At 68.2% G+C, this 12,805-nt stretch carries 10 protein-coding genes and 1 tRNA gene; 5 read left to right on the top strand and 6 right to left on the bottom strand.

The features are described from left to right. Positions 1-146 precede the first annotated feature (146 nt). On the bottom strand, positions 147-2,570 hold the full coding sequence (locus NHL51_RS09315; protein WP_434143220.1) for an Rne/Rng family ribonuclease: 2,424 nt from the start codon (positions 2,568-2,570) through the stop codon (positions 147-149). 312 nt (positions 2,571-2,882) lie between these two features. Between NHL51_RS09315 and NHL51_RS09310 the strand changes: the two genes are divergently transcribed. Next, complete coding sequence (locus NHL51_RS09310) at positions 2,883-3,485, top strand: vitamin K epoxide reductase family protein (RefSeq protein WP_434143219.1); 603 nt, start codon at positions 2,883-2,885, stop codon at positions 3,483-3,485. 19 nt (positions 3,486-3,504) lie between these two features. Here NHL51_RS09310 and coaE read toward each other — a convergent pair whose 3' ends face one another. Further along, a complete protein-coding gene (gene coaE, locus NHL51_RS09305) occupies positions 3,505-4,110 on the bottom strand; it encodes a dephospho-CoA kinase (RefSeq protein WP_434143218.1) in 606 nt (201 codons plus the stop codon). A gap of 48 nt (positions 4,111-4,158) precedes the next feature. On the opposite strand from coaE, the gene NHL51_RS09300 reads away from it, so the two are divergent. Beyond that, entirely contained in the window at positions 4,159-4,767 is a 609-nt protein-coding gene (locus tag NHL51_RS09300; protein WP_434143217.1) for a DUF4126 domain-containing protein, read from the top strand. A gap of 119 nt (positions 4,768-4,886) precedes the next feature. On the opposite strand, the gene rpsA is transcribed toward NHL51_RS09300, so the two are convergent. Continuing rightward, positions 4,887-6,329: a 30S ribosomal protein S1 gene (rpsA, locus tag NHL51_RS09295; RefSeq protein ID WP_434143216.1), complete on the bottom strand. Its 1,443-nt coding sequence runs from the start codon at positions 6,327-6,329 to the stop codon at positions 4,887-4,889. Positions 6,330-6,537: 208 nt separating this feature from the next. Here rpsA and NHL51_RS09290 point away from each other — a divergent pair, with 208 nt between their 5' ends. Further along, positions 6,538-7,455, top strand: coding sequence for a pseudouridine synthase (locus NHL51_RS09290; protein ID WP_434143215.1), 918 nt, complete (start codon positions 6,538-6,540; stop codon positions 7,453-7,455). On the opposite strand, the gene NHL51_RS09285 is transcribed toward NHL51_RS09290, so the two are convergent. Beyond that, positions 7,448-8,497 (bottom strand): helix-turn-helix domain-containing protein, encoded by a 1,050-nt coding sequence (locus tag NHL51_RS09285; RefSeq protein WP_434143214.1) that lies wholly within the window; start codon positions 8,495-8,497, stop codon positions 7,448-7,450. The two genes, NHL51_RS09290 and NHL51_RS09285, sit on opposite strands and share 8 nt — an antisense overlap. A 248-nt stretch (positions 8,498-8,745) precedes the next feature. After that, positions 8,746-11,379 carry a DNA polymerase I gene (gene polA, locus NHL51_RS09280; RefSeq protein ID WP_434143610.1) on the bottom strand — a complete coding sequence of 878 codons (2,634 nt, stop codon included), beginning with the start codon at positions 11,377-11,379 and terminating at the stop codon, positions 8,746-8,748. A 106-nt stretch (positions 11,380-11,485) separates the two neighbouring features. Here polA and NHL51_RS09275 point away from each other — a divergent pair, with 106 nt between their 5' ends. Next, the gene (locus tag NHL51_RS09275) at positions 11,486-11,896 is read left to right on the top strand and encodes a hotdog fold thioesterase (protein ID WP_434143213.1); all 411 of its coding nucleotides are present in this window, start codon (positions 11,486-11,488) and stop codon (positions 11,894-11,896) included. Between the two features lie 48 nt (positions 11,897-11,944). On the opposite strand, the gene NHL51_RS09270 is transcribed toward NHL51_RS09275, so the two are convergent. Further along, positions 11,945-12,553 carry an ANTAR domain-containing response regulator gene (locus NHL51_RS09270; RefSeq protein ID WP_434143212.1) on the bottom strand — a complete coding sequence of 203 codons (609 nt, stop codon included), beginning with the start codon at positions 12,551-12,553 and terminating at the stop codon, positions 11,945-11,947. A 144-nt stretch (positions 12,554-12,697) separates the two neighbouring features. On the opposite strand from NHL51_RS09270, the gene NHL51_RS09265 reads away from it, so the two are divergent. After that, a tRNA-Leu gene (locus tag NHL51_RS09265) sits at positions 12,698-12,779 on the top strand. Positions 12,780-12,805 lie beyond the last annotated feature (26 nt).

Raw genomic sequence — 12,805 nt, 5'->3', positions numbered from 1 at the left:
TCGAAGCCTGTGTACCGGCTTCGAAGTCTGCGTTTCACCACCCGGAAGGAGTGGCACCAACGCTCAATAATATCTCACAGACCCAAATCCGGTCAAATACGGCCCCGCGTGTTTCGCAGGATCGTGTCGCACCGGATGCGGGCGCGCTACTCGCCTCCGGTCGCGGAGCGCCGCGAGGTCTCTTCGAGCGCCTGCGCGAGCGCCTGCTTCGCCTCGATGGCGGCAGCGGATTCGCGGGCCGCGGCAGAGCGCTCCGCACCGCCGCGGCTGCCGGCGAGACGGCGGGCGCGCGAACGGCCCGTGCCTGCCGCCGGCGATTCAGGCAGCGCGTCGAGCAGCGAGTTCAGCAGATCGTCGGGCGACGCCGAAGCCGAAGCGCTCGCGTGCTGACGACCGGTACTCTGCGCGCCGGATGCGTCGGCCGCGGCCCGATCGCCGGCGCGCGACGGCTGCGCGCCCCCGTGCGCTTCGGCGACGTGGTCGTCCTCACCGTGCGGCTTGCCACCGCTCAGCGTCGACGCCGCCACCTGGGCGAGCATATTCTTCGCGCCGTCGGTGATGGCGTGCGCCTGCGGATTGTGGTTCTGCTGGGGCTGCGGCTGCTGATTCTGCTGCTGCCCCTTGCCGCGGCGCGAACCGCGCGACGACTGCTCGCTGCGATGCTTCGTCACCGGCTCGTGATGCACGATGATGCCGCGGCCGGCGCACACCTCGCAGGGGTCGCTGAACGACTCGAGCAGCCCGAGGCCGAGCTTCTTGCGCGTCATCTGCACGAGCCCGAGCGAGGTGACCTCGGCGACCTGATGCTTGGTGCGGTCGCGGCTGAGGCACTCGACGAGACGGCGCAGCACGAGATCGCGGTTCGACTCGAGCACCATGTCGATGAAGTCGATCACGATGATGCCGCCGATGTCGCGCAGCCGCAGCTGGCGCACGATCTCCTCGGCCGCCTCGAGGTTGTTCTTGGTGACCGTCTCTTCGAGATTGCCCCCCGAACCGACGAACTTGCCCGTGTTCACGTCGACGACGGTCATCGCTTCGGTGCGGTCGATGACGAGCGAGCCGCCCGACGGCAGCCAGACCTTGCGGTCGAGCGCCTTCGCGATCTGCTCGGTCACCCGGTACTCGACGAACACGTCGCGCTCGCCCTCGTACCGTTCGACGCGCTGCATGAGGTCGGGCGCGACCTGCATGAGGTAGTGCTCGATCGTGCCGTAGGTCTCGGCGCCCGAGATCACCAGGCGATGGAAGTCCTCGTTGAAGACGTCGCGGATGATCTTGATGAGCATGTCGGGCTCCGAGTGCAGCAGTGCCGGCCCGCCGCCCTTCTCGGTGCGCTTCTGGATCGACTCCCACTGGCGCGCCAGCCGCTGCACGTCGTGCGTCAGCTGGTCCTCGCTCGCACCTTCGGCCGCCGTGCGCACGATCACGCCGGCGCCCTCGGGCAGCACGGCCTTCAGAATCTTCTTGAGGCGCGCGCGCTCGGTGTCGGGGAGCTTGCGCGAGATGCCGTTCATGGCACCGCCCGGCACGTAGACGAGGAAGCGGCCCGGCAGCGAGATCTGGCTCGTGAGGCGCGCGCCCTTGTGCCCGACCGGATCCTTCGTGACCTGCACGAGCACCTGGTCGCCGGGCTTCAGCGCGTTCTCGATCTTGCGCGCCGAGTTCGATCCCTCGAACTCCGACCAGTCGACCTCGCCCGAGTAGAGCACGGCGTTGCGGCCGCGTCCGATATCGACGAAAGCGGCCTCCATGCTCGGCAGCACGTTCTGCACGCGACCGAGGTAGACGTTGCCGATGAGCGAGTTCTCGCTCGAGCGTGCGACGTAGTGCTCGACGAGCACCTTGTCCTCGAGCACGCCGATCTGTACGCGGTCGGCGGTCGTGCGTACGACCATCTCGCGGTCGACGGCCTCGCGGCGTGCGAGGAACTCGGATTCGGTGATGACCATACGGCGACGGCCCGCATCGCGGCCGTCGCGACGGCGCTGCTTCTTCGCCTCGAGCCGCGTCGAGCCCTTCACCCGCTGCGGCTCGCTGATGACCGGGGCCTGGCGCGGGGCGCGGCGCGGCGCGTCGTCCTCTGCGACAGACTCTCCCCCGCGCTGCCTGCGGCGGCGCGACGAAGCGCCCGCCCGATCGCGGTCGTCCTCTTCGTGCGCTTGGCTGCGCGCATCGCGCGTGTCGCGCGGCTCGTGGCGCTCCTGGCGATCGAACTGGCGGTCGAGCATGTCGTCGAGCCGGGTGAGATCGCTGCGGCGCGGCCGCGGCTGGATCGGGGGCACATCGGGGGCGATGAAGATGAGCTTGGTCGTCGCGCGGAAGCGCTCCTCCGGGGTCATCTCGGCCCAGGTCGGGGCGGTCGGGGTCTCCGGAGCGCTCTGCTCGGTCGACTCGGTGCTTTCGGCGACCGACTCGGTCTCTGCTTCAGCGACCGACGCCTCGGACTCGGGCTGCTCGGCGGTCTCTGCCCGTACGCCCGCGGCTTCGACCCGCTCCTCGTTCTCTCCGTTCACGACCGGGGTCTCCCCCGCTGCTGCAGCTGCTTCGCTTTGCGTATCCTTCACCATTACTCGGTGGTCTCCTTTATGACCCGCAGCGCCAGGCGCAGTGCGGGAACTCTATGGTGCGGTGGAACACCGCGAAATTCTGGTGTGTCCGCGGGCGTATACGACACCCGCACTCGGCCGTTCTCGGGCCGGTGAACGCTTCGCAGCATTCAAAAGACTGTGCGTGCGACCCGCCTCGTCGGCATGTCGCGCGTAGTTCATTATGACACGCCCCGCCCGAGATCTTCCAGAACGCGCCCCGCCACGACGCGACGCGCGACCGGCGGTCCTTTCGCAGTCGGATCACACCCCTCGGCGAGTAGGATCGCCCGTATGAGTGACTCACGCGCACGCTCCCGCCCGACGGCCTTCGCGCTCTTCACCGTCATCGCCGGTGCGATCGGCTGGTTCGCCTCGTTCGAGCTGCTCACCGAATACATCCGCACGCTCCAGAATCCCGACTACATTCCGAACTGCTCGGTGAGCGTGCTCGTCACCTGCGGCCCGAACATGGGCTCGTGGCAGGGATCGCTCTTCGGCTTCAGCAACCCGATCATCGGGGTCTCGGCCTTCGTCGTCCCCGTTCTCGTGGGCGTCGCACTGCTCGCAGGCGTACGCTTCCCCCGGTGGTTCTGGATCGGCTACCGGCTGGGCCTCGCGGCGGGATTCGCCTTCATCTGCTGGCTCTCGTACCAGAGCGTCTTCGTGCTCGGCACGCTCTGCCCGTGGTGCATGATCGTGTGGCTCGTCATGATCCCGCTGTTCTGGATCACGATGCTGCTGCCGCCGTCGAAGTGGGAGGCCGGCCCGGCGCGTCGCGGGTCGCTCGAGAAACTGCATTCATGGTCGTGGGTCTTCGTCGTCGCGACCTACCTCGTCATCGCGTTCGCCGCCCAGGTGCGCCTCGACTGGCTCGCGGAGTTCGCACGGGCCTGACCCGGAGCCGCCTCTGCGCTCATGCGGGCCGCCTGGTGAGGCGCGCCCACAGCGCATCGACCTGCGCGATCGTGTCGGCCCGGGTGCGCGACGTGTCGATGACGACATCGGCCAGGCGCCTGCGCGCCTCGTCGCCCGCCTGGTTCGCGATACGCCCCCGGGCCTCGCTCTCGGTCATGCCGCGCAGCTCGATCATGCGTTGCACGCGCTGCTCTTCGGGAGCATCGGCGACGACGACGAGGTCGTAGTCGCGCGTCTTCCCGGTCTCGGCGAGCAGCGGGATCTCGTAGACGACGATGACGTCGGGGTCGCACCGCTCGACTTCGGCGAGGCGCTCGTCGAGCAGGCGCTGCACCTCGGGGTGCACGATCGCGTTCAGATCCGCGAGCGCCGAGGCGTCGCCGAACACGATACCGCCGAGCTTCGCGCGGTCGAGTTCGCCGCCCGTCGCGATCACCTCGGGGCCGAATCGTTCGATGACCCGGGCGAGGCCGGGTGTCGCCGGGGCCACGGCGTCACGGGAGAGCCGATCGGCGTCGATGCGCACCGCGCCGAGCTGGGCGAAGCGGTCGCCGATGGTCGATTTGCCGGCGGCGATTCCGCCGGTGAGCGCGATCAACTGCATACGCGATAGATTACCGCGCGCGCAGCGGGCCTCCTTTAGTCTGGTGGCATGCTCGAGATCCTGACCGGCCTCGCCCTCGCATCGGCTGCGGGGCTCAATGCGTACATCCCCATGCTCGGCATCGGGCTGCTCTCGCGCTTCACCGATATCGTGCAGCTGCCCGACGGCTGGCTGTGGCTCGAGAACTGGTGGTCGCTCGGCATCGTCGCGGCGCTGCTGCTCGTCGAGGTGCTCGTCGACAAGTTCCCGGCGCTCGATTCGGTGAACGATGTGATCCAGACGGTCGTGCGGCCCGCATCGGGCGGCATCGTGTTCGCCGCGGGTTCGGCGAGTCAGACGGTCGCCGTCGCCGACCCCGAGAGCTTCGTCGCCTCCGCGCACTTCTGGCCGTTCGTGCTCGGCATCGTGATCGCGCTCGTGCCGCACGTGCTGAAGGCAGCAGCGCGCCCGGTCATCAACTTCGTCACGGCGGGGGCCGGGGCGGCGGTGATGAGCACCCTCGAAGACATCGGCGCCGTCGTGCTCACGCTGCTCGCGGTCATCGTGCCGGTGCTGGCGGTGGTCTTCCTCGCGCTCGTACTCGTGCTGCTCGTGCGCCGACTGCGTCGGGGCCTCGCCGTTCGCCGTGCGAAGCGCGCTGCGAGCGCCACTGCCTAGTCCCCCGGTGCGCACGCATTCCCCCGGTGCGCGCCGCACGCGCACCGCATGCACGCCGAAGGCCCGGCCTCCGAACGGAGACCGGGCCTTCGTGTGCGACTGGAGTCGTCAGCAGAGGGTTAGTTGCCCTCGAGCTGCGCCTTCAGAGCGGCGAGCGCCTCGTCGTCGGCGAGAGCGCCGCCCGAGTTCGAATCGCTCGAGAAGCTCGACGAGGGGGCGTCGGCCTGAGCCTGAGCCTGCTCGACGATCGCGGTCGCGACCTGCTTCTTGTGGGCTTCCCAACGCTCCTGGGCAGCAGCGTACTCCTGCTCCCACTTCTCGCGCTGGCTCTCGAAGCCTTCCTTCCACTCCTGGGTCTCCGGATCGAAGCCCTCGGGGTACTTGTACTCGCCGTTCTCGTCGTACTCGGTGGTCATACCGTAGAGAGCCGGGTCGAACTCGGTGCCCTCGGGGTCGATGCCCTCGTTGGCCTGCTTGAGGCTGAGCGAGATGCGGCGACGCTCGAGATCGATGTCGATGATCTTGACGAAGACCTGCTGGTTCGCCTGCACGACCTGCTCGGCGAGCTCGACGTGCTGATCCGACAGCTCCGAGATGTGCACGAGGCCCTCGATGCCGTCCGCGACGCGCACGAATGCGCCGAAGGGAACGAGCTTCGTGACCTGGCCCGGGGCGATCTGGCCGATCGCGTGGGTGCGGGCGAAGACCTGCCAGGGATCCTCCTGCGTCGCCTTCAGCGACAGCGAGACGCGCTCGCGATCGAGCTCGACCGACAGCACCTCGACGGTGACCTCCTGGCCGACCTCGACGACGTCGGAGGCGTGCTCGATGTGCTTCCACGAGAGCTCGGAGACGTGCACGAGGCCGTCCACGCCGCCCAGGTCGACGAATGCGCCGAAGTTGACGATCGACGAGATGACGCCCTTGCGCACCTGGCCGGGCTTGAGCTCGGCGAGGAACGACGAGCGGGTCGCCGACTGGGTCTCCTCGAGCAGCGCGCGGCGCGAGAGGACGACGTTGTTGCGGTTCTTGTCGAGCTCGAGGATCTTCGCCTCGATCTCCTGACCCAGGTACGGGGTCAGGTCGCGCACGCGGCGCAGCTCGATGAGCGATGCGGGGAGGAAGCCGCGGAGTCCGATGTCAACGATCAGGCCGCCCTTGACGACCTCGATGACGGTGCCGGTGACGACGCCCTCGTTCTCCTTGATCTTCTCCACGTCGCCCCAGGCGCGCTCGTACTGAGCACGCTTCTTCGACAGGATCAGGCGACCTTCCTTGTCCTCCTTCTGGAGCACGAGCGCCTCGACGGGATCGCCGACCTGAACGACCTCATCGGGGTTCACGTCGTGCTTGATGGACAGCTCGCGCGAGGGGATGACACCCTCGGTCTTGTAACCGACGTCGAGGAGCACCTCGTCGCGGTCGATCTTCACTACGGTGCCTTCGATGAGGTCGCCGTCGTTGAAGAACTTCAGGGTCGATTCGACCGCTGCAAGGAAGTCGTCGGCAGAGCCGATGTCGTTGATAGCGACCTGCTTGCTCGTGGTCGTTGCGTTCGTCATGAAATTGGTCTCCAGAATGGACAGGATATTCGGGCGGGAGCGCACCGGAACTGCTCGGCCGCGATGCGATCGCGGCCGCCGGGCCCACCCGCGCGTGGACATGGTTGAGTCGCCACAAAAGTGACACTCCAGTCTAACCCGCCGATCCACGCAGAAACAAGCGGCGACACGCCCGGGGTTCGCCGCGCCGCCGAGCTAGGCTGGCCGGGTGCCTCCCCGCTCCCCGCTGCCACAGCGCCACGGCCTCGATGCCGCCTGGCTGCGCACCGCGAACCGTGTGCACGGCGAACCTCCGCCGTTCGACACGATGGGCGCCTGGCTGCGCAGCCGCATCCCCGCGGAGGTCGATGTCGCCGCGATGCTCGACGCGCGTGCCTTCGTGTACGAGGACGGCTCGGTCGTCGGCTCCGGGGATCGCTACCGCCCGCACACCTTCGTGTGGTTCCATCGCGAGCTGCGCGACGAGGCCGAGGTGCCCGGCAGCATCGATATCGTGCACCGCGACGATCGCATCGTCGTCATCGACAAACCGCCGTTCCTGTCCTCGATCCCGCGCGGACGGCACGTCTCGCAGAGCGTCGTCGTCAAGCTGCGCGACCGGCTGCAGCTGCCCGAGCTCACCCCGGCGCACCGTCTCGACCGCGTCACCTCGGGCCTGCTGCTGCTCACCGTCGAACGCCGGTGGCGCGGCGCCTACCAGTCGCTCTTCCAGGAGCAGACCGTGCACAAGGTGTACCGGGCGGTCGCCCCGATCGGCCCCGCGCTCGAGCTTCCGCTGACCGTGGAGAACCACATCGCGAAGCAGCACGGCGTGATGCAGGCCGAAGTCGTGCCCGGCGCCCCGGTCAACGCCCGCACCCTCGTCGAGCTCGAGGTCGACCTCGGCGACGGCACCGGCGTCTACCGGCTCACGCCCGCTACCGGTCGCACCCACCAGCTGCGCCTGCACATGAACGGACTCGGCGTACCGATCGTGAACGACCCGCACTACCCGGTGTCGCGCGGGGTCGATATCGACGACTTCGCGCATCCGCTGCAGCTGCTCGCCAGCGAGCTATCGTTCACGGACCCCGTCGACGGGTCGGACCGGCGCTTCACGTCGCGGCGATCCCTGCCGATCACCTGACCGTCGCCCCGCTGCGGCGGCGAGCCCCGCTCTGCACGAGAGCCGCCGCTCCGAACACCAGCGCCGCCCCGCAGGCCGCGCAGAAGATCAGCAGGCGGATGTTGGCTTCGATCGTCGCGTCGCCCCAGGTCATCAGGTCGACGTACCCAGCCTCCCGCTCCCCCAGCACCGCGTTCACCAGTCGGCCGATCACCAGCGCGCAGATTCCGAAGAGCAGCACGACCGCTGCGGTCACGCCGAGAGCAGGCAGCGGCAGGTAGCGGATGGTCAGCGCGACCAGCCAGATCGGCACGGCGCCGATCGCGACGAGCGGCAGCACCGGCCACACCCACAGTTCGAGCCGCCCGAGGGCGACGAACACGATGAGCAGGAACACGACGAGCGCCGCCGTGTCGATCACGAGCGCGAGAACGGTGGTATGCCGCCCGAGACCGCCCGGCAGTTCGAGCAGCGTGAGCCAGATCGGCGTGAAGACGAGCAGCAGCCCGAACAGCACCCCCGACACCGCGATCACGAGCCACGGCCCTGCCGCGAACTGCAGCCAGACCACGAGCAGCAGCACTACGAGACACGCCGTGGCACTCGCGAGGGCCGACCAGCCCGGTCGCGGTACGGGCAGCAGCGGCAGAGTGGTGAGCGAGAACGCGAGACCCACGGCCGGCAGCACGATCCAGAACCAGCTCAGGGTGTGCTGCACGGACAGGTTGACGATGAAGCAGGTGAGGATCGCGCCGGCCCAGGTGAGCAGCGTCGTCCAGAGGATCGCACGGCGCCAGCCACGGTAGTTGCGGGCGTCGCGCTTGTCGGCTCGACCCTCGTGGTCCTCGCTGGCGCTGATCAGCTCCTGACCGCTGACGCCGAGTTCGGTGGCGAGCGCCTGCACCAGAGTGATGTCGGGATAGGACAGACCGCGCTCCCACTTGGATACGGCCGACTCGGTCACGTGCAGTCGCTCGGCGAGCTGGCGCTGCGTGAAACCGGCAGCGCGACGGTGCTCCGTGACGAACCGTCCGAAATCCTGTTTGGTGATGTCTCTGTTCATGTTCTCGATTCAATCAGCGCGGGCGCGCCGGCCGCCCCGAAACGCGTGATTCTGCGACTCGACCGTTCGGCCAGTCGCAGAATCACGCGGAAGTCGCGCTCGGTTCCGAGCGGCGCCGGCGCGAACCGACACCCCTCACCGGGCCCGAATCGCGGATCCGATACTCGGGCCTGCCTGCGACCTCCTGCGCCTCGCACCGCACGCTGCCAGGCCTCGACGCGACACGGCGAAGATGCAGCAGCTACGCCCTAGTGCGCCGCGGCATTCCAATTCGCGCCGCCGCCGACCTGCACTTCGAGCGGCACCGACAACTCGGCAGCCCCGGCCATCTCTTCGCGCACGAGCGCCTCGAGGGCGTCCCACTCCCCCGCCGAGACCTCGAACATGAGCTCGTCATGGATCTGCAGCAGCATGCGCGAGCGCATCCCCGCCTCGCGCATGCGCGATTCGACCCGGATCATGGCGCGCTTGATGATGTCGGCGGCAGTGCCCTGGATGGGCGAGTTCAGCGCCGCGCGCTCGGCGTTCTCGCGCAGGATGCGGTTCGGGCTCGCGAGATCGGGGAACGGTCGGCGCCGCCCGAAGATGGTCTCGGTGAAGGTATCGCGCTTCGCCTGGTCGACGACCGAGCGGAGGTAGTCGCGCACTCCGCCGAACCGTTCGAAGTAGTCGACCATGAGCTGCTTCGCCTCGGCACCCGTGATGCCGAGCTGTTTCGACAGACCGAAGGCCGACAGACCGTAGGCGAGGCCGTACGACATCGCCTTCACCTTCGAACGCATCTCGTTCGTCACTTCCTCGGGCGGTACGCCGAAGATGCGCGACCCGACGAAGCGATGCAGGTCTTCGCCCGCGTTGAACGCCTCGATGAGGCCTGCGTCGCCCGACAGGTGCGCCATGATGCGCATCTCGATCTGCGAGTAGTCGGCCGTCATCAGGGTCTCGTACTCGGCGTCGTGGATGAAGCCCTCGCGAATCCGGCGGCCCTCTTCCGAGCGCACCGGGATGTTCTGCAGGTTCGGGTCGGTCGACGCGAGCCGCCCCGTGCTGGCACCGGTCTGCAGGAACGTCGTGTGGATGCGGCCGTCGCCCTGCACCGCTTTGATGAGCGTCTCGACCATCTGCCGCATCTTGTTCGCCTCGCGGTGCGAGAGCAGCGCGTCGAGGAACGGGTGCGGGTTCTTGGCCTGGAGGTCGGCGAGCGCTGCCGCGTCGGTCGTGTAGCCGCTCTTCGTCTTGCGGGTCTTCGGCATGTCGAGCTGATCGAAGAGCACCTCCTGCAGCTGCTTCGGCGACGACAGGTTGACTTCGCGGCCGATCGCGTCGAACGCGCGCTGCTCGAGGGCCGCGACACGCTCGCGCAGTTCGGCGTCGTGCGCCTCGAGCAGCGGCAGGTCGATCTCGACGCCGCGCTGCTCGAGCGCCGCGAGCACGCTCACGAGCGGCAGCTCGATGTCGCGGTACACCTCTGCGGTGCGCGATTCGAACCGTTCGAGGATCGCCGCGTGCGTGCGCACGATGTACCAGGCGAGCGCCGCCGAGTCCGAGGTGCTCGCCTCGTCGGGTACGAGCTGGTTCGGGTCGCCGACCGGCACTTCTTCGCCGAGGAACCGCAGAGCGGCCTCGGCGATATTCTTCTCGGCCGTGGCGGGCCGCAGCAGCCATGCCGCGAGCAGCGCGTCGCCGTCGATGCCGCCGATCTCGCAGCCGGCGCGGCGCGCCGCACCGATCTGCTGCTTCGCGTCGAAGAAGATCTTGGGCGCATCGGAGGCGAGCCAGGCCTCGAACTGGGCGTAATCGCGCCCGCCGGGCTGCCACTGGATGAGCGTCGACGCCTCGGCGGTCGCGACGCCCACCTCGAAACCGTCGCCGATCTCGGTGATGCGCACCGCCGGGCGGTCGACCTTCGAGAGCCAGTCGCCGAGCTCCTCGTCGAGCAGCAGCTTCGCCTCGGGCTTCTCGGGCACGAGTGGCGCGGCCGCGGGGCCGCCCGCGCCGGCGCCGGCACCCGTCACCTCGACGCCCGCGAGCTTGCCGACGCGCTGCAGCAGCGTGCGGAACTCGAGCCGCGCGAAGACCTCCTGCACGGCATCCATGTCGATCTCGCCGCGCTTCAGCTCGTCGAGCTCGACATCGAGCTCGACATCGCGCACGAGGCGGTTCAGACGTCGGTTGCGTTCGGCGAGATGCGCGTGCTCGCGCAGACTCTCGCCCACCTTGCCGCCCACCTCGTCCTGGCGCCGCAGGATCTCCTCGAGCGAGCCGAACTGGGTGATCCACTTGACCGCGGTCTTCTCGCCGACGCGCGGGATGCCGGGCAGGTTGTCGCTCGTCTCGCCGACGAGCGCCGCGATCTCGGGGTACTGCTCGGGGCGCACCCCGTAGCGCTCCATGACCTTCTCCGCGTCGTAGCGGGTGAGTTCGCTCACGCCCTGCTTCGACGGGTAGAGCAGCGTCACACGGTCGTCGACGAGCTGGATGGTATCGCGGTCGCCCGAGACGACGAGCACCCGGTACCCGGCGTTCGCCGCGCGGGTCGACAGCGTCGCCAGAATGTCATCGGCCTCGTAGTTCTCCTTCTCGAGGGTGCGGATGCCCATCGCGTGCAGCGCCTCCTGCAGCAGCGGCACCTGCCCCTTGAACTCGACCGGCGTCTCGCCGCGCGTGCCCTTGTACTCCGGGTACTCCTCGGTGCGGAACGAATGCCGCGAGATGTCGAACGCGATGGCGAGCGCATCGGGCCGCTCGTTGCCGAGCAGATTGATGAGCATGGAGATGAAGCCGTGAATGGCGTTCGTGTGCTGGCCGGTGCGGGTCTGGAAGCTATCGACCGGCAGGGCGTAGAACGCTCGGAAGGCCAGGGAATGGCCATCGATGATCATGAGGGTAGGCTGAGGATTCGACACGTGCCAAGCCTACAAGCCGCTCCCGACGATCGGGAGTGCGCCGCTTGGAGTTCGCGCGCGAGCGCATCACGAAGGGATCGGTATGGCCGAAGACCGCCTCGACTACATCCGCTGGCGCGGCATGGGCGCCCTCGCAGACCGCATGGGCATCGAGATGATCGAGTTCACCGAGGAGCGCGCCGTCGCGACCATGCCCGTCGAGGGCAACACGCAGCCGGTCATGCTGCTGCACGGCGGAGCCTACGTGGTGCTCGGCGAGAGCCTCGGCTCGATGCATGCGAACCTGCTCGCCCGCGAAGGCTACGTCGCCGTCGGCGTCGACATCAACGCCACGCACACCGGTTCGGCCACGAAGGGCATCGTCACGGGCGTCTGCCACCCCATCCGCATCGGCAAATCGATTGCCGTGCACGAGATCGTCGTCAGCGACGACGAAGGCCGCCGCTGCTCGACGATTCGCATCACGAACCACTACAAGAAGTTCGAGGCGTAATCCGCCGGCAGGGCGGCCTTGCCCGGGCCCGTGCAGCCCGCGACCGGTTCAGTCCTTCTTCGGGCCGAGCTGGTCGATGATCGTCTTCGCGACGTCCTGCATGGTGAGGCGGCGGTCCATCGACGCCTTCTGGATCCAGCGGAACGCCTCGGGCTCCGAGAGACCCATCTTGTCGTTCAGAATGCCCTTCGCGCGGTCGACCAGCTTGCGCGTCTCGAAGCGCTCGGCCAGGTCGGAGACCTCGCTCTCGAGCGCGACGATCTGCTGGAAGCGCGAGAGCGCGATCTCGATCGCAGGGATCAGGTCGTTCGGGGTGAACGGCTTCACGACGTACGCGAGCGCGCCCGCCTCGCTGGCGCGCTCGACGAGCTCGCGCTGGCTGAACGCGGTCAGCAGCACCACGGGGGCGATGTGATCCTTGTTGATGCGTTCGGCCGCCGAGATGCCGTCGAGTTTCGGCATCTTCACGTCCATCACGACGAGGTCGGGGCGGAGCTCCTCGACGAGGCGCACCGCCTCCTCGCCGTCGCCGGCTTCGCCCACGACATCGAATCCGTTATCGCGAAGAGTTTCGACGATATCGAGACGGATCAGGGACTCATCTTCCGCTACAACGACGCGACGCGGGGTGCTCGATGCGGTGCTCTGGTCATTCACGCACCCCAGTCTAGGACATCGCGGCGCCGCTCTCGTGGGAAAGCGATGAGTCGGCGCGCTGCCCGTGCCCGGATCGGTCCGCGGACTGCGCTAATGTAGTCTCCTGTGCCCCGCGAAACATCGGGGCCGCACCAAGAACGACACGCCGGATTGGTGGAATTGGCAGACACGGCGCACTCAAAATGCGCTGCCGAAAGGTGTGCGGGTTCGAGTCCCGCATCCGGCACCTCCGTGGCGGGGGGGCGCCCCCCC

The organism is Leucobacter sp. gxy201 (genome assembly GCF_051043335.1).
In the GTDB taxonomy this organism is placed as follows: domain Bacteria; phylum Actinomycetota; class Actinomycetes; order Actinomycetales; family Microbacteriaceae; genus Leucobacter.
Note: the sequence above shows the minus strand (reverse complement) of the source record. Positions and strands in the feature narration are given on the sequence as shown.